This window comes from Pseudomonas sp. Larv2_ips (genome assembly GCF_963879675.1).
Lineage (GTDB): Bacteria > Pseudomonadota > Gammaproteobacteria > Pseudomonadales > Pseudomonadaceae > Aquipseudomonas.
Window position 1 is genome coordinate 536,701 of the sequence record NZ_CAWOAW010000027.1, and the last position, 17,507, is coordinate 554,207.

General features: G+C 62.9%; 13 protein-coding genes. 5 read left to right on the forward strand and 8 right to left on the reverse strand.

Annotation, left to right across the window (positions count from 1 at the left end; genetic code table 11):
- Position 1 precedes the first annotated feature (1 nt).
- A complete protein-coding gene (locus tag AACV02_RS19470) occupies positions 2 to 529 on the forward strand; it encodes a single-stranded DNA-binding protein (protein ID WP_010467282.1) in 528 nt (175 codons plus the stop codon).
- 412 nt (positions 530 to 941) lie between these two features.
- Here AACV02_RS19470 and AACV02_RS19475 read toward each other — a convergent pair whose 3' ends face one another.
- Complete coding sequence (locus tag AACV02_RS19475) at positions 942 to 1,850, reverse strand: LysR family transcriptional regulator (RefSeq protein WP_106580218.1); 909 nt, start codon at positions 1,848 to 1,850, stop codon at positions 942 to 944.
- 102 nt (positions 1,851 to 1,952) lie between these two features.
- Between AACV02_RS19475 and tam the strand changes: the two genes are divergently transcribed.
- The gene (tam, locus tag AACV02_RS19480) at positions 1,953 to 2,714 is read left to right on the forward strand and encodes a trans-aconitate 2-methyltransferase (RefSeq protein ID WP_119741370.1); all 762 of its coding nucleotides are present in this window, start codon (positions 1,953 to 1,955) and stop codon (positions 2,712 to 2,714) included.
- 21 nt (positions 2,715 to 2,735) lie between these two features.
- On the opposite strand, the gene AACV02_RS19485 is transcribed toward tam, so the two are convergent.
- On the reverse strand, positions 2,736 to 3,299 hold the full coding sequence (locus AACV02_RS19485; protein ID WP_119741372.1) for a cysteine hydrolase family protein: 564 nt from the start codon (positions 3,297 to 3,299) through the stop codon (positions 2,736 to 2,738).
- 239 nt (positions 3,300 to 3,538) lie between these two features.
- Here AACV02_RS19485 and AACV02_RS19490 point away from each other — a divergent pair, with 239 nt between their 5' ends.
- Together AACV02_RS19490 and AACV02_RS19495 are read left to right on the forward strand one after the other, a co-directional pair.
- Positions 3,539 to 4,648, forward strand: coding sequence for a DUF3182 family protein (locus tag AACV02_RS19490; RefSeq protein WP_119741374.1), 1,110 nt, complete (start codon positions 3,539 to 3,541; stop codon positions 4,646 to 4,648).
- On the forward strand, positions 4,638 to 5,393 hold the full coding sequence (locus AACV02_RS19495; RefSeq protein WP_106580222.1) for an alpha/beta hydrolase family protein: 756 nt from the start codon (positions 4,638 to 4,640) through the stop codon (positions 5,391 to 5,393). Before AACV02_RS19490 ends, AACV02_RS19495 begins: the two co-directional genes overlap by 11 nt.
- 110 nt (positions 5,394 to 5,503) lie before the next feature.
- On the opposite strand, the gene AACV02_RS19500 is transcribed toward AACV02_RS19495, so the two are convergent.
- The 5 genes from AACV02_RS19500 to AACV02_RS19520 form a co-directional block, all read right to left on the reverse strand.
- Positions 5,504 to 6,460: a lysylphosphatidylglycerol synthase domain-containing protein gene (locus AACV02_RS19500; RefSeq protein WP_106580223.1), complete on the reverse strand. Its 957-nt coding sequence runs from the start codon at positions 6,458 to 6,460 to the stop codon at positions 5,504 to 5,506.
- Entirely contained in the window at positions 6,450 to 7,712 is a 1,263-nt protein-coding gene (gene clsB, locus AACV02_RS19505) for a cardiolipin synthase ClsB (protein WP_119741376.1), read from the reverse strand. The genes AACV02_RS19500 and clsB overlap by 11 nt, the downstream gene beginning before the upstream one ends.
- Positions 7,709 to 8,485, reverse strand: a complete 777-nt coding sequence (locus AACV02_RS19510; protein ID WP_119741378.1) for an endonuclease/exonuclease/phosphatase family protein — start codon at positions 8,483 to 8,485, stop codon at positions 7,709 to 7,711. Before AACV02_RS19510 ends, clsB begins: the two co-directional genes overlap by 4 nt.
- Positions 8,482 to 9,408 (reverse strand): DUF72 domain-containing protein, encoded by a 927-nt coding sequence (locus AACV02_RS19515; protein WP_119741380.1) that lies wholly within the window; start codon positions 9,406 to 9,408, stop codon positions 8,482 to 8,484. Before AACV02_RS19515 ends, AACV02_RS19510 begins: the two co-directional genes overlap by 4 nt.
- Positions 9,409 to 9,620: 212 nt before the next feature.
- Positions 9,621 to 10,823, reverse strand: coding sequence for an MFS transporter (locus AACV02_RS19520; protein WP_119741382.1), 1,203 nt, complete (start codon positions 10,821 to 10,823; stop codon positions 9,621 to 9,623).
- 177 nt (positions 10,824 to 11,000) lie between these two features.
- Between AACV02_RS19520 and AACV02_RS19525 the strand changes: the two genes are divergently transcribed.
- Positions 11,001 to 13,139, forward strand: coding sequence for a mechanosensitive ion channel family protein (locus tag AACV02_RS19525; protein ID WP_119741384.1), 2,139 nt, complete (start codon positions 11,001 to 11,003; stop codon positions 13,137 to 13,139).
- A gap of 111 nt (positions 13,140 to 13,250) precedes the next feature.
- Here AACV02_RS19525 and AACV02_RS19530 read toward each other — a convergent pair whose 3' ends face one another.
- Positions 13,251 to 17,498: a DEAD/DEAH box helicase gene (locus tag AACV02_RS19530; protein WP_119741386.1), complete on the reverse strand. Its 4,248-nt coding sequence runs from the start codon at positions 17,496 to 17,498 to the stop codon at positions 13,251 to 13,253.
- Positions 17,499 to 17,507: the final 9 nt, after the last annotated feature.

Sequence of the window (17,507 nt, forward strand, 5' to 3'; positions counted from 1 at the left end):
TATGGCCCGTGGGGTTAACAAAGTCATATTGGTCGGTACATGCGGCCAGGATCCCGAAGTTCGCTACTTGCCTAACGGTAACGCCGTGACCAACCTGAGTCTGGCGACCAGCGAACAGTGGACTGACAAGCAGACCGGCCAGAAGGTCGAGAAAACCGAATGGCACCGCGTGTCGATGTTCGGCAAGGTTGCAGAGATCGCCGGCGAGTACCTGCGTAAAGGTTCGCAGGTTTACATCGAAGGCAAACTGCAAACCCGCGAGTGGGAAAAAGACGGCATCAAGCGTTACACCACTGAAATCGTGGTCGACATGCAAGGCACCATGCAACTGCTCGGCGGCCGTCCACAGCAGGGCGACCAACAAGGCGGGGGCAACAACTACCAGCAGTCCGCTCCGGCCCCACGCCAGCAGGCTCCGCGTCCGCAGCAGTCGGCACCGCAGCAGTCGCGTCAGGCGCCACCTCCACAACAGGCCGCTCCACAGCCTGCTCCGGATTTCGACAGCTTTGATGACGATATCCCTTTCTAATCGGTAGCGTCTTCGCTCAAAGCCCCGCGAGCCATGCTCTCGGGGCTTTTTCTTTGCCTACAGAAACTGCGGTGCCTCTCGGAAATGGGCGCGGGACGCTCAAATGCCACTAGCACCCGATCGGCTGTCATACCGCGTTAGATGACTGACGTGCGCGCCAGAGCCCGGTTCGTACTCAGGCCTGTCGATCACACAACCATGGATGAACACTGTGTCGAACACGCTTCTTGCTTCGCCTGCCCAAGCACAAATGGCTGACCCCAACCGTGCTGACGCCCATGCCCAATGGCAGCCTGGGCGAAGAACTCCCCTCAACGGCGAACCGTACATAAGTACGTGGCCGCGCGTGAAACCCGCGGCCCTCAACAACTGATCCCAAGCTGCCTGGCGGCAAAGGTTCTGCCGCCGACGCTCAGGCGTCCTTCGCGGCGGCGCTGACCACCATTTGCTTGAAGCGCTGCAACACCGCCGAGCCGTCACCGACCCGCGTCGCCAAATGCAATGGCGCCACCAGGCTTTGGCAGTCCGTCAGTTCGCGATAAACAATTCCATCCCCCCGTAACCGCTGCATGGACGCTGGCACGATGGAGACGCCAAGGCCCGCCGCCACCAGGCTCAATGTCGCGGTCATGCGCGGCGCTTCCTGGACCACCTGCGGGCTGAAACCCGCTTCACGGCAGGCCACCAGAATCGCGTCATACAAACCCAGACCGACGCGACGCCGATAAAGCACGAAGGCTTCGGTGGCCAGTGCCGCCAGGGGCAGGGGAGTTGCCGCGTCATTTGCCAGCGGGTGATCGGTAGGCAGCGCCAGCAGCATCGGCTCCACCAGAATGGGCTGGTCCTGCAACGTTTGACTGCCGCTGAGCGGCGAGCGGATAAACGCTGCGTCGAGTCTTTCATGGGCCAGCGCGTCCAGCAGCTCGCCGGTACCCGCTTCTTCCAGGGCCACTGAGACACCGACAAACGTTTCGCGAAACACGCGCAAAACGCTGGGCACGAACGGGTGCAATGCCGCCGAACTGGTAAAACCGATAGCCAGCCGGCCACGCTCACCGCGGGCGGCGCGCCGCACGATATCGGCGATACCATCGGCCCGCGCCAAGACTTCTCGTGCTTCATCCAGCAACGCCAAGCCGGCAGTCGTGGGGCGCACGCCGCGCGGCAGGCGCTCCATCAATGTCACGCCTAGCTCGGCCTCAAGGCTTTGCAGCATTCGGGTCAGCGGCGGTTGTTGCATGCCCAGGCGTTGCGCCGCGCGAGTGATATAGCCTTCCTCGGCAATCGCCACGAAGGCTCTGAGTTGGCGAAGTTCCAGCATAGGGATACTTTCAAGGTATGGAAGGCCGCCAATCCTGGCATTTGTTCTCATGCCTCACAAGATTTAGGCTGTGGCCACTCTCGAAAAAGAAGGAAAGCCGTGATGACCTGGTCAGCCAAGCAGTACACGATGTTTGAACAGCAGCGCACCCGTCCGGTTCGTGACCTGGTCGCGGCCATTCCAGATAGCCCGGTAAACACCGCGGTGGACCTTGGTTGTGGCCCCGGTAACTCCACCGAAGTGCTGGCCGAGCGTTTCCCGCAGGCGCATGTCACCGGCATGGACAGTTCCGGCGACATGCTGATCGACGCACGCAAACGCCTGCCTGCGCTGAATTTCGAATTGGCCGACATCGGCACCTGGGCACCGGCACAGCCATGTGATGTGATTCTGGCCAACGCTTCGCTGCAATGGTTGCCGGACCACGCCACGCTGTATCCGCACCTGGTCAGCCAACTGACGCCTGGCGGTACGCTGGCGGTGCAGACACCGGATAACCTCGACGAACCAGCCCACCGGCTGGCGCGCGAAGTCGCTGCCCAGGGCCCATGGGCGGCGAAGATCGGTTCGGTCAAACACAATGAACGGCACACGGCGAGCTATTACTACGAGCTGTTGAGCAAGGACTGCAGCGCTGTCGATGTGTGGCGCACCACCTACCTGCACCCGCTGTCGGATCACGGCGCCGTGGTGGAATGGTTCAAGGGGTCGGCATTACGGCCCTTCCTCGCACCATTGACCGAGCGCGAAAAAGTCGCCTTCCTGCATGAATATCAGACGCGGATTACCCAGGCGTATCCAGCACTAGGCGATGGCACTGTGTTGCTGCCGTTCCCTCGCCTTTTCATCATCGCGACCCGTTGACGCTCGGTACACAAGTGGCGGTCATGCCGCCGCCGCTTGTGCCTTCAAGTACTGCGCCGTCGACACCACGTCCGCGTAGGCAAAAGCCAGTGAAGCCATATAAGCCCCATGCACTTGGGCTGCCGGAATCACTTGCCCGTTAAATTCCAGGTCCCGTGTCGCACACGCGTCATGCAACAGCGTGACCTTGTAGCCCAGGTCCGCCGCAGCCCGCACCACGGCGTCGATGCACATGTGGCTCATGTTGCCCACCACAACCACTTCGGTGATGGCCCGTTGCTCCAGCAACGCCCGCAGATCCGTCCCGCGAAATGCATTCACAACGTGCTTGAGCACCACCGGTTCATTCGCCTCGTTCACGGCCTTGGCATGCAAGTGCGCGCCCTCGGAACCCGGTGTAAAGAAGGGTGCATCCTCGGAGGTGAACTCATGGCGAACGTGAATCACCGCGTCGCCCGCCTGGCGAAAGGCCTGCAGCACCTGCGCGGCCTTGTCGGCCGCCGCGTCCACGCCGTCGAGCGGCCACTTGCCCCCAGGGAAGTAGTCGTTCTGAATGTCGATCAGGATGAGCGCTTGCTTGGCCATGGGTGATGTCTCGTTGCAGAGTGAAGGGCCCCGTATCTTAGCTGGCGCCAGCCGCGGCGGCTGAGGGAATCGTGCAGAACGCCGCCTGTTCAACCGCCTGTCGTGCAGAATAAGACAGGCCAACTGCCATCGCTTTTCAAGCAACTGATTGATTTAAAGACGCTCTTTCCTGAAATCGTCTTGGCCTGATCCCTGCAACCATTGGTGTACACACATGGCGGGATAGCCAAGGGGGACGTATGACCCCGACTCAACGCAAGAAGCTGGTGGTTGCTCATTCCACGCGAGCGGGCGCGCCGCAGCACGAGGTTGAAACCAACCGGGCGCTGGCGCGGTGGCTGGCACAGATTCTGGGGCTGAAATTCGGCGGCAGTTACGACCCGCAGCAACATGCCGGGCGTGACGTGTATGTGCTGCCAACGCAAACCCTGGTGGGCGCCGCCCAGGCGCTGGCGCTGAAGGTTAAGGGCCCAGAGGATGTGTGGGGCGGTTACGTCGACTACGATTTCATCTGCACCAAAGCCATCACCCATGGCCTGCTGAGCCCCGAAGCGACGGCGCCGCAAGGCTGGTCGTCGGCGTTTGCCGAGCGGGTGCGCCCGGTCGTCCTCGATGGCCTTAGCGTCTTTGCCCTTAAAGACGCATTGCCCGCCGCCACGCGCTTGCTCTACAGCGGGCCGATCCGCCTGAAGCCTGTGCATGCCTGCGCCGGTCGGGGACAGGAAGTTATCCACAGCCTCGATGAGTTCGAAGCGCTGCTGGCGCGACCCGACGTGGCGACGCTGTTTACGGAAGGCGTGGTGCTTGAGCAGGACTTGCACGAGGTGATCACCCACAGCGTGGGCCAGAGTTTTATCGGCGAACACGTCATCAGCTATTGCGGCCAGCAGTACCTCACTGAGGACGGGCAGGGCGAAGCGGTCTACGGCGGCTCCGACTTACTCGTCGTGCCTGGCCACTACGCCGACCTGTTGAAGCTCGACTTGCCCGAAGACGTGCGTGAGGCCATCGAACAAGCCCAGGTTTTCGACACGGCCGCCGATGAGGCCTACCCTGGTTTCTACGCTTCGCGCCGCAACTACGACATTGCCCAAGGCCTGGACAGTGACGGCCAACGCCGCAGCGGCGTGCTCGAACAATCCTGGCGCATGGGTGGCGCCAGCAGCGCGGAAGTCGCGGCGCTGCAAAGCTTCATCAATAACCCGAGCCTGCGTGCCATCCACGTTTCATCGGTGGAAACCTACGTGGACCAACCGCTGCCGGCCGACGCCATCGAGGTGTACCGCGGCCCTGCAGACAACAGCGACTTTCTTCTCAAGTACGTGACGGTTAAATCTTATGACGGCTAGAAGTGAAAGCATTGCGATCGACATCGACGACGAGCAAATGAGCGGGACATTCCTGAGCCCCAAATCCAAAGTGCCAGGCGTGTTGTTTGTGCACGGTTGGGGCGGTAGCCAAGAGCGCGACCTTGAGCGCGCCAAAGGCATTGCCGGCCTGGGCTGTGTATGCCTGACTTTTGATTTGCGCGGCCACGCCGGCACCGGAATTCCGTTGTCGCGCGTTACCCGCGAAGACAATCTGCGCGACCTGCTGGCGGCCTACGACCGCTTGCTGTCGCACCCGGCCATCGACACCTCGGCCGTGGCGGTGGTGGGCACCAGCTACGGCGGTTACCTGGCGGCGATCCTCACCTCATTGCGCCCGGTGCGCTGGCTGGCGCTGCGCGTGCCGGCGCTGTACCGCGACCAGGAATGGCTCAAGCCCAAACGCGATCTGGATAAGGTCGACCTGATGGATTACCGCAGCACCCTGGTGCACGCCGAAACCAACCGCGCCCTGCATGCCTGCGCGAAATTCACCGGCGATGTGCTGATTGTCGAATCGGAAACCGACGACCATGTGCCCCACGCCACCATCATGAGTTACCGCGCGGCGTGCCAGCAGACTCACTCCTTGACCCACCGCATCATCGACGGCGCCGACCACTCGTTGAGCGACCCGGTGTCGCAGCAGGCCTACACTTCAATCCTGGTGGACTGGATTACCGAGATGGTGGTGGGCGAACGGCTGAGCATCATCCAGGCCCGATAAAGCGTTGCCCTCTCAAGCGCCATCACGGGCAAGTCCGGCTCCCACAGTGAAATGCATTCCAACTGTGGGAGCGGGCTTGCCCGCGATGGCGCAGGTCCTGCCAACCTGCATCAAGCCGGTGTCTTCTTAACCCGTAACGCCTTGGCCTTGGCCTCCACCGCGAGGTACATCACCAACGCAATCACCAGCGGCAAAATAAAGTACACCGCCCGATAGGCAATCAACCCGGCCAGCAAACTCCCGCGCGACGCCTCATGCTGCAGCAAGCCAATAAACACCGCCTCCAACACCCCAAGCCCCGCTGGAATATGCGTAACCACACCGGCAATCGCGCTGATCAGCAACACCCCCAGCACCAGTGGATAGTCCAACTTGGCCGGCAACAAGGTAAAAATCACCGCTGCCATCAACGACCAGTTCAACGCGCCCAGGGCCAACTGCAAACACGCCATGCGCAACGACGGCAGATTGATCTCGATGCCCTTGATCGACCACGCACGCTTCTTCGAGAACCGGCACGCCGCCAAGTAGCCGAGGCTGGCCAACACCAGCACCACGCCAATGCCCTGCAACGCCAGGGTGCTGACTTTCCACCCGGGCGGCATCGTCACCAAACCGCTGCTGAACACCACGCCGGCCAGCGCCATGTAACCAAACCAATTGGTGGCCAGGCTCAGCCCAAGGATCTTGGCGATATTGCCGGTGCTCACCCCAAGCCGCGAATACAGCCGGTAACGCATGGCAATCCCGCCGACCCACGCGCTCAGGTTGAGGTTGAACGCGTAGCTGATGATCCCCACCGGCAGGATTTGCTTCCAACCCAGCGGTTGGCGAATGTAAGTGCGGCCGATGAGGTCGAAACTGGCATAGACGAGAAAACTGCACAGGGTCAGCGCGCTGGCGATCAGCAACGTGCGCAGCTTGAAGTCGCCGAGCGTCTGCAGCACTTCGCTCCAGTCGATGCGCCGTGCCAGCAGGGTGAACAGCGCGATCAACACCAGGAAGAAGACAACGGTCAGCGGCTTCTTCCAGCGTTTGAGTCGTGAACCACCGGCTTCAGAGGTCATGGGCCTGGCTCTCGAAGGGTTTCAAACGCGGTTTATGCGCGGGCAGCCAGCCCGTCAGCACGGGGAAGTGGCGCATCACATGAAACACCAAAAACCCTACGGTCAACCGCCATAACCACAGCCGGGGCTTGCGGTTTTCCGGCATGGTCCGGCAGTGCTCGTGGGCGAGCAGTTCCAGGCGTTCGTACAGCTGCTGGTTGAACGCGCGGTCGCGAATCAACACATTGGCTTCCAGGTTCAGGGACAGGCTCAATGGGTCCAGGTTGCTTGAGCCTACGGTGCTCCACTCGTCATCCACCAACGCGACTTTGCCGTGTAGCGGGCGCTGGCAATACTCATGGATCACCACGCCGTCCTTGAGCAAATAGTCATAGAGCATGCGCGCCGCCAGCTTGGCCAACAGCACGTCGGGCTGGCCTTGCATGATCAGTTGCACGTGCACGCCACGGCGCGCGGCATTGCGAATCTCGCGCAGCAGGCGGTAGCCGGGGAAGAAGTAGGCGTTGGCTATCACCACGCGTTTTTGCGCCTTGCTCAAGGCGTGGATATAGGCCTCTTCGATATCGTCGCGGTGCTGCACGTTGTCGCGGTAAATCAGGCGAACCAGACCCTCCTCATTGGCCGTTGTCCACAGGGACGGCCGTTGCTGGCGTCGTCGCCAGCCACGCCGCGTGCGCACCTGGCGGCCGCTTTGGGCGAGGGCAAAATGATGCAGGTCGGCGACCGCAGGGCCGGTCACTCGCACGGCGTAATCCTGCTTGGCTTCGGGGCCGAAATCGCCCAGATGGTCGGCAGAAAAATTGATCCCGCCAATAAATCCCACGGTGGCGTCCACCACCACGATCTTGCGGTGCAGGCGACGGAACCAGTTGGTGCGAATCCCCAGCATTTTCGACGCCGGGTCAAACATCTGCACCAGCACGCCAGCCTCGGCCAGCTCACCCAGAAACGCCGGGCTCAGCTCGCCGCAGCCAAACCCGTCGAGGCTGGCCACCACCTTGACGCCGCGCTGCGCCGCCTCAATCAGGATGCCTTTGAGCTCATGGCCGACCTTGTCTTCGAACAGAATAAAGGTCTCCAGCAAAATCTCCCGCTGGGCCTCGCGCATCGCTTCAAACACCCTGGGGAAGTAAGCCTCGCCGTTCTCCAGCAACTCAAGACGGTTGCCGCTTTGCCAGCCGTAATCAACATCACGCGCCTTGGCGTCATCTGGCGGCTGGTCGGTGGCAATGTGCTCTACCGCGACGGTCATAACTCGATCTCCACCGACAACGGCACATGGTCTGACAGATGCGACCACGGCCGGGTAGTCAGTACCTTGGGGTTGTGAATTTTCAGGTTGCGCACATAGATGCGGTCCAGCGGTAACAGCGGCAGGCGCGCCGGAAACGTGCGCGCAGGCTTACCAGTGGCTTCAACAAACACTTCGCTGAGACCGCTCTGGCTCAGGTCGGCCTTTTGGCGCCAGTCGTTGAAATCACCGGCCACCACCAGCGGCGCGTCGGCCGGGATTTCGCTGATGCGCTGTTCCAGCAAACGCAATTGCTGCTGACGATGCACCTCGCGCAGGCCCAAGTGCATGCAGATCGCATGCACCTCTTGGCCGGTGCCTGGCAGGCGCAATACGCAATGCAGCAGCCCGCGGCTTTCATGGCCGCTTTGCGAGATGTCGAGGTTGTCGTAGCGCACGATCTGGAATTTGGACAGCAACGCGTTGCCGTGGTCGCCGTGCGGGTAGACCGCGTTGCGCCCGTAAGCGAACTGCGGCCAGATGCTGTCGGCCAGGAACTCGTATTGCGGCATCTTCGGCCAGTCCTGGTAGCGCTGGGGATGGCGTTCGTGAGTGCCGTGGATTTCCTGCAAGAACACCATGTCGGCGCCCACGCTGCGCACCGCTTCACGCAGTTCGGGCAGGATGAAGCGTCGATTCAGCGCGGTGAAACCCTTGTGGATATTCACCGTCAGCACTTTGAAGCGCGTGATGGCGGTAGTGGGCGTGGCGGGGATCAATTCCGGATGGGTCATGACAGGACCCCGGGTTCTGGCAACGTGCCGGGCTCGGTGGCCAAGTGTCTATCCAGCTCGAAGCGCTGCAACAGTTGGCGCGCATCGAAGGGCGCGCGCACTTTGATGTCGTTGTCGAAATAGCAAAAAATATCGCGTTGCTTGCGCGCGCGTGGCGTGTGTTTCGGGTCGACCAAATGCGCATCCTCCGGCTGTTTGCCATGGCGCCAGCGATCGATGCGGTCACCCCAACGCTTGATCGCCTCGGCGGTGTAGCCGCTGGCGTAGAGCTTTTTGTCACCGTGCAGGCGCAGGTACAGGAAGTTGGCGGTGACGTCTTCAACATACGGCCACTTGCCGGCGGTATCGGCGACCACCAGTGCCACGCCGTGCTTGTCCAGCATCTGCACAAACTCCGGCACTGCAAAACTCTTGTGGCGAATTTCCACCGCATGACGCAGCGGCTTTTTGCCATGGGCTTGCATGCTCGCCTTGCCGTTCAGGCGCGGCTCGTGCTCGCGGGCGAGGGCGGCGGCCTGTTGAGTGTCGGTGGGGAGTTGTTGAAGAAAGGCTTCAAACAGCGGCGGGTCGAATGTGAAGCTGGGCGGGAATTGCCAGAGGATCGGCCCGAGCTTTTCTTTCAGTTCCAGCACCCCGGAAGCAAAGAAATTGGCCATCGGCTTGTGCACATCGCGCAAGCGCAGAATGTGGGTGATGTAGCGCGGTGCCTTCACACTGAACACGAAATGCTCAGGCGTGTCGGCGTACCACTCGGCATAACGCTTGGGTGTTTGCAGGGCGTAGAACGAGCCGTTGATTTCGATGCTGTTGACGGCGCGTGACGCAAATTGCAATTCGCGTTTCTGGGTCAGGCCCTCGGGGTAGAAATCCCCCCGCCAGGGCGTGTAGCGCCAGCCGGAAATGCCGATGTGAATCGCCGCCATGATTACTCCCGTGGATGTAGGGTCAAGTGACCTCCGTTTTGGGATGACTGCGGTTTTTGTCGGAAAGTTTCGCCGTTCCTACAGACGGTACAAGGTAAGGAATGTGGGAGCGGGCTGCCTGCGATAGCGATGGGGCCGGCGCTGAATGCGACGCTGGCGTACCACAATCGCAGGCAAGCCAGCGCCCACATTGGATGTGCGTCGTGGCTGAATCAGTGTCCGACTGCCGTGCGCGTCGAGCTGTCGGCATACACCGGCCCCAACCGGTCCAATCGGCCACTCCACGCCGTCAGCGCCAGGGCCACCAACACCACTGAGCCGCCGATCCACGCGGTATGGATCAAGCCCATGTGCGCCACGATCAAGCCCCCGGCCCAGGCGCCGCCGGCGATTCCGAGGTTGAACGCCGCAATGTTCAAGCCCGACGCCACATCCACCGCCTGCGGGGTGTGATGTTCAGCCTGGCGCACCACGTACACCTGCAGGCCCGGCACATTGCCGAAGGCAACCGCGCCCCACACCAGCACGGTGGCCAGCGCCAGCCAGGGGTTGCTGGCGGTCAGGGTAAGGATGAACAGCACCGCCGCGAGCAGGGCGAAGATGATTTTCAACGCGCTGATCGGGCCGCGTTTATCGGCCAGCTTGCCGCCCCAGATATTCCCCGCCGCCACCGAGATGCCGTACACCAACAGCACCAGGCTGACGGTGCCGGCGCTGAAGCCGGAAATGTCCTGAAGGATCGGCGCCAGAAAGGTAAACGCGATGAACGAGCCGCCGTAGCCGATGGCGGTCATGGCGTACACAAGCAGCAAGCGCGGCTGCTTGAGCACTTGCAGTTGTTGCAGCAACGAGGCGGGTTTGCTGTGGGCGATGCTGTTCGGCACATAGATCAGGCTGCCGATAAACGCGATCACCCCCAGGGCCGAGACGGCGAGGAACGTTTCCCGCCAGCCGAAGTGCTGGCCGATAAACGTGCCCAGCGGCACGCCGGTGACCAGTGCAACGGTCAAGCCGGTAAACATGATCGCAATCGCGCTGGCGGCTTTTTCCTTGGGCACCAGGCTGGTGGCGATGGTCGAGCCAATCGAGAAAAACACCCCGTGGGCCAGGCCGGTGACGATCCGCGCCAGCACCAGCGATTCATAACTCGGTGCCTGCCAGGCCAACAGGTTGCCGAGGGTGAACAGCACCATCAGCGACAACAACAGCAGTTTGCGCGGCACTTTGCCGGTGAGCGCGGTGAGCACCGGCGCGCCAATGGCCACGCCCAAGGCGTACAGGCTGACCAGCAAGCCGGCGGACGGCAGGTCGACGCCCAAGTCGGCGCCGATGGTGGGTAACAGGCCAACGATGACGAACTCGGTCGTCCCGATGGCAAAAGCGCTGAGGGTCAGCGCGAGCAGGGCAATGGGCATGGCTGCAACTCCGATGGGTGTGATTCAGGAGCGCAGTGTCGGGATTTGGCTTGTGCGGAAAAAGACAGTGATCGGCATTTGATATTTGACCGGGAGGCAAAGATGCCCAATGGCGGGGAACGATCAAGGCTCAAACCCGTCAGTTCCTTACAGACCCTGCTGATGGAGCCCGGTGTTTTGCTGAATTTAAAGACTGCATTACTGCTTGGTGCGCTGCTGTTGTGTGGCAATGGCGCATTGCAAGCTGCTACGCCGGCGGCCGCCGCAGCGCCGGCCGCGCCTGCCGCGCCTGCCGCAGCGGCGGCGCCCGCTAAACCGGAGTTGCTGGTCGAGGGCGGCCTGCTGGGCGCCATCAGTTCCAGCATTGACGATGTACAAGACAAGCTCGACCTTAACCAGAACCTCATCGACGCCTGGCGCTTGCGTGCCGATCGCGCGGCGGACGAGGTGGGGCGCCTGGTCGACCAGACGGCCGAACGGTCGCCGTGGAGCGTGGCCGGCGACTTCCTGTTGCTGTCCGGCGTCTGGGTTGGCGCCTTTGTGGTGTTGACCCTGCTGGGGCGCTTTGTTGTGCAGCGCTTGAGTCGTCGGTCGTTCGTCGAACGGCGCGAACGCTTGCTGGCAGTCTTGGGGTACGTGGTGCCCTACACAATCCCCGCGCTCATCTGTCTGCCGCTGACCCTCTACGTCAGCCACTTCCTGGCCTCGTCGGTGGGCCGCGCGCTGGCGCTGTGTTTTGCCTACGCCACCAGCAGCGGCATCTTTTCTACGTCGATGTTGTTGTGCGTGATCGTCATGTTCAATCTGGGCCACAAGCGCCCGGCCGTGCAGATCATTCGCTACTACTGCCCCAAGCCGCTGTTCCTGATCGGCTTCCTGGCCGCCCTCAGCGACGCGCTGACCAGCCCGCAGATCGCCCGGCAGTTGGGTGGCAATATCACCAGCAGCATCGCGGTTTTCACCGGCCTGTTCGCGGCGGTGATTTTCGGGGTGTTGGTGGTGCGCCTGCGCCGTCCGGTGGCGCACTTGATCCGCAATCGGCCACTGGCCCAGCGCCTCAAACACCCTGCGCTGCAGCAATCGCTGCGGGTGTTTTCCGGGCTGTGGTACTGGCCGATTCTGTTGATGGTGCTGGTCTCGGCAATCAACCTGATCGGCGCGGGCGACGATAACCAGAAGGCGCTGCGCTGCGCGCTGTTCACCACGATTTTGCTGATCGGCACAGTGTTTCTCAGCACCGTACTGCAACACCTGTTCAAGTCCCGCAGCCAGGTGGCGATCCAGCGCAGCAGCGCCTACAAGGAGCGCTTCCTCAGTCTGTTGCACGCGATCTTGCGCATCGCCATGGCCATCGCGTTTATCGAAATCCTGGGGCGTATCTGGGGCGTCTCGCTGTTCGAATTTGCCCAGCGCAACTCGGTGGGCCGCGCGATCAGCGACTCCCTGAGCAGCATCGGCCTGATCCTGCTGGTGACCTGGCTGTTCTGGGTGGTGCTCGACACCGCGATTCAGGAAGCGCTGAAACCACCGGTCAATAAGCGCTCCAGCCGTCAGCCGAGTACGCGGGTCAAAACCATTCTGCCGCTGCTGCGTAACGCGGTGAAAATCATCCTGGTGGTGATCTGCGCGATCACCACCATGGCCAACCTTGGCATCAATGTCGCGCCGCTGCTGGCCGGTGCCGGTGTGGTTGGTTTGGCCATCGGTTTTGGCTCGCAGCAATTGGTGCAGGATGTGATCACTGGCCTGTTCATCATCATCGAGGACACGCTGTCCATCGGTGACTGGGTCGTGCTCGACTCCGGCCACGCCGGTACCGTAGAGGGCCTGACCATCCGGACGTTGCGCCTGCGCGACGGCAAGGGTTTTGTTCACTCCGTGCCGTTCGGGCAGATCAAGGCGGTCACCAACCAGTCGCGGCAATTTGCCTATGCGTTCTTCTCGGTGCAGTTCACCTACGACACCGATGTGGACAAGGCCGTGGACCTGATCCGCGAGGCCGGGCAATCGATTCGCGACGATGTGTTCCTCAAGTACAACCTGCAAGGGCCGCTGGAGGTGTTTGGCGTCGACAAGATGGACCTCAACGGCGTGGTGCTGACCGCGCAATTCCGCACAGTGTCAGGCGGGCAATACGCGGTGAGCCGCGCATTCAACCAGCGCTTGAAAAAGCTTGTGGATAACTGTGATGAGGTGCACTTCGCGCAAACTTATCCACAGCAGATCTGGCTGCCCAAACGCACGGCGCATGTGGATGAGCCGGATGAGGAAGTGCCGGCGTCGGTGGTGTTGACGGAACAGCCCAGGCCTCAATGATTTGGGTGGCTCGCGGGCCTCATCGCGGGCAAGCCCGCTCCCACATGGGAACGCATTCCCACCGTGGGAGCGGGCTTGCCCGCGATGAGGCCGGTGAGGTCAATCCAGGTGTCAATGCCTGATCAACTTCTCCTGCACCGCCAACTGATCCACCTCCAGCAATACCTGTTGCTTGCCAGCGACCCTCACCGCCGCCGGCAACCCATCGCGGTACACAACCCGATTGCCACTCACCGCCGGCACTTTGCTGCCCGGCAGCAGCGTGCCCACCAGGTTCAGCGGATCAGCCCCGCACACCGCAATCAAACTGCCGTCATGCGGCCGGCGGCGGACTTCGCGCAATAACCCAATTGCCTCCGGCAACGCAAACTGCTCGCCCGCCAGCCCACTGACGAACCGCCCGCCGCGGATCTCCCCGCGCGCTTCGAGCCGATGGAAGGTGCGCAGCAACTCGCGCCAGCTCGGCAACCAATCCGCCTCACGCTCCAGCAACCGCCAGAACACCACGCCATAGCGGCGCAGCAAGGTCATCGCCACATGCTCCAGCGTCTCGGCCGAATGTGGCCCGGCGGCGCTCGGTGAACGGCGCAGCAAAGCCCAGCGCCCGGCGTCGTCCATGCCGCCGACAAACGCCCCGCGTCCGCGTCGGCTGCTGCGCGCCTGGCGTTTGCTGGCGGGTGTGGTCAGCGCGCGCAGGCCGGCGAAGCTGTCGGCATTCACCAGCCCTGCGCCCACCAGTTCCTGCAGCGCCGTCTCCAGTTCGCTGCGCAGCAGATGGGATTCGTGCACCAGTTCGTCGAAAAACAGCGCGCCATGTTCACGCAGCGCCACGTGGACTTTCTGCGCCCTGGGCGACAGCGTGGTGCTGTCGGTCATCTCGGTCAGCCCGCTCCACAGCGGCACTTGGCTGCGCGGCAGCAACACCACCGGTGTGCTGCGCAGGGCCATCGCGCCGGCCTTGTTGCTCAGCCGCGTCCACACCAGCTTGCCGCTGCGGCACAGGTCGTCAAGCCAGGTGGATGAGTAATCCTTCAGGCGCGCGCTGAGCAAGTCACTGTCCCAGGCCGAGGTGGCGGCGGCGTAGCCCTCAAACTGCGCGACAATCTGCGGCAACATGGCGCTGCCCTGGCCGCGTGTGCCGTCGGACAGGTGCTGCCAATCGAACAGGAAGCGCATGAAATCCTGCAGCGCCACGGGCTCGATTTCGCGGCGCAGGCGCTTGACCGTGTAGCGATGAATGCGCGCGAGCAAATGCCGTTCGCACCACTGTTCTTCGCTGGCGCCAGGGCTGAAACGGCCGCGCAGCACGTAGCCTTCCTGCTCCAGGCGAGCGAGTGCCTGGGTTACGTCTGCCACCGGCAGGGCCAACGGCGCGGCGATCTCGATCAGGCTCAGCGGGCCGAACCCGCCGAGGCGGGCGCGCAGCACTTCCACCAGCGCATCATCAACGGTCCAGGGTTCATCGAAGCCCGGCAGCAACGGCAAGTCGTTGGGATAGATAGCCTGCAAACAGCTCAAGCGTTCCACCGCCACCCACAGGCCATTGCTCAATGCATAGGCGCGCCCGCCCTTGGCCAAGGCCTGCAGCCAGTCGGCCCATTGCGGCGTGACCTCATGAGTGGCAATGCAGGCCAGGCTCATCAGCGCTTCGTGCATTTCGTCCACGCCATTGGGCGCCGGCCAGGCTTCCTCGCGCACGCCGGCGATGGCCTCGGCATCCAGTGCGCCGAGGTCGTCGGTGCTGTGCGGGTCGCTCCAGCGCCGGTTGAGCACCGCTTGGGTACGGCGTTCTTCCAAGGGTGCGTCGTCGAGAAAGGTGTAGGGGCGCGCGCTGAGAATTTCCGCGGCCATGGGCGAGGGCGCCGGCAGGTCGCGGCTGATCAGCCGCACTTCGCCGCTTTCCATGCGCCGCAGCAGCGCCAGCCAGGCGTTGCTGTCCATGGCGTCGTGCAGGCAGTCGTCGAGGGTCTGTTCCACCAAGGGGTGCTCGGGCACTTCGCGCTCGCCGGCGAGGTTTTCCAGGCAGGCGATCTGGTCGGGAAACACATTGGCGATCAGGTCTTCGCTTTTCATCCGCTGGATCTGCGGCGCCACTTTGCGTCCGCCGGTATAACGCGGCAACGCCAGTGCCACACCGGCGTTCCAGCGCCAGCGCACGCCGAACAGCGGCGCGTCCAGCACGGCCTGGATCAGGACGTGCTCGGCACTGTTGCTGTTCAGATACCGCCACACATCATCCAGCTCGAAACTGTGGCTGGTCGACAGCGACAGCACGATTGCATTTTCACTGGCCGCCGCCTGCAATTCGACATTGAACGTGCGGCAAAAACGCTTGCGCAACGCCAGGCCCCAGGCGCGATTGATACGGCTGCCGAACGGCGTGTGAATGATCAGTTGGGTGCCGCCGGACTCGTCGAAAAACCGCTCCATGATCAACGTGTCCTGGGACGGCAGCGCGCTCAAGGCCAGGCGTGCGCGGGCCAGGTAATCGAGGATCTGCTCGGCGCTGGCGTGGTTCAGGCCAAGGGTGCCGGTGAGCCAGTCGAGGGCCGCTTGCAAGTCGCCGGGCGTGGCGCTGAGCAGCGCGTCGAGCTGGCCTTGGAACCGCGCCACCGCCGCCGACAATTCGTTGCTGCGCCCTGGCGCTTCGCCCAGCCAGAACGGAATGGTCGGCGGCTGGCCATGGGCGTCCTCAACCCGGACCTTGCCGGCTTCGACCCGCAAGATTCTGTAGGACGTATTACCGAGCTGGAAGATATCCCCGGCGATGCTTTCCACCGCGAAGTCTTCGTTGACGCTGCCGATGTTCAGGCTCTGGGGCTCCAGCAGCACACTGTAGTCGGCGTTGTCGGGGATGGTTCCGCCGCTGGTCACGGCCGTCAGCTTGGCGCCACGACGCCCGCGCAGGGTGTGGGTCACGGCGTCGCGGTGCAGGTAGGCGCTACGGATGCCCTGGCGGCCGTTATAGCCCTCGGCGAGCATCTGCAACAGCGCCTGGTAATGGCGCTGATCCAGTGCGGCGTAGGGCGAGGCGCGGCGAATGAGATCGAGCAATGCGGGTTCCGACCATTCCTGGGCGCTCACCTCGGCGATGATCTGCTGGGCCAGTACATCCAGCGGCGCGACCGGGATCTGCAAGGTGTCCAGCTCACCCCGGCGCACGCAGTCGAGCAGGGCGGCGCACTCGATCAGGTCATCGCGGGTGGTGGCGAACAAGCGCCCCTTGGGCGTGCCGCCGACCTGGTGCCCGGAACGGCCGACGCGTTGCAGAAAACCATTGATGGAGCCGGGTGAGCCGATCTGACACACCAGGTCGACGTCACCGATATCAATCCCCAGCTCCAGGGACGCAGTGGCGATCAGCACTTGCAGCTCGCCGGCCTTGAGCCGTTGTTCGGCGTCCAGGCGCAGCTCTTTGGCCAGGCTGCCATGGTGCGCGGCCACGGCGGTTTTGCCCAGGCGCTCGCTCAAGTGCCGCGCCAGGCGTTCGGCCAGGCGCCGGGTGTTGACGAAAATCAGCGTGGTGCGGTGTTCGCGCGCCAGGTCGGCGAGGCGGTTGTAGACCAGTTCCCACACATCGTTGGCCATGACCGCCGAGAGCGGCACCGGCGGCACCTCAATATCCAGGTCACGCGGGCGGGCGTGGCCGATATCGACAATTGCGCAGGGGCGGTCGGTGCCGACCAAAAAGCGCGACACCGCCTCGATGGGCTTTTGCGTGGCAGACAGGCCAATGCGGGTCAGCGGTTCGGCGCACAGGCCTTGCAGGCGTTCCAGGCTCAGGGCCATATGGCTGCCGCGCTTGCTGGCGGCGATGGCATGGATTTCGTCGACGATCACCGTGCGCGTGCTGGCGAGCATGTGCCGGCCAGAGTCGGATCCCAGCAGCACGTAGAGCGATTCCGGGGTGGTCACCAGGATATGCGGCGGGCGCTTGCGCATCTGCGCACGGTCTTTTTGCGGGGTGTCGCCGGTGCGCACGGCGGTGCGGATCACCAAGGGCGGCAAGCCCATCGCCTGCAGCTGCTCGGTGATGCCGGTGAGCGGGTTTTGCAGGTTGATCTGGATGTCGTTGGACAGTGCCTTGAGCGGCGAGACATACACCACCAGCGTCTCATCCGGCAGTTGCCCGCCATTCGCCAGGCCCTGGTGCACCAGGTCATCCAGCACGGCGAGGAACGCCGTCAGGGTCTTGCCCGAACCGGTGGGCGCGGCGATCAGGGTGGAGCGGCGCTGGCGAATCAGCGGCCACGCCTGGGCCTGGGCGCTGGTGACCGAAGGGAAAGAGCTGCGGAACCAGGCGCTGACAGCGGGGTGAAAGCCGTTCAAGACCGTGTCCGTGGTTTCAGGAAGGTTCATACCCCTTAT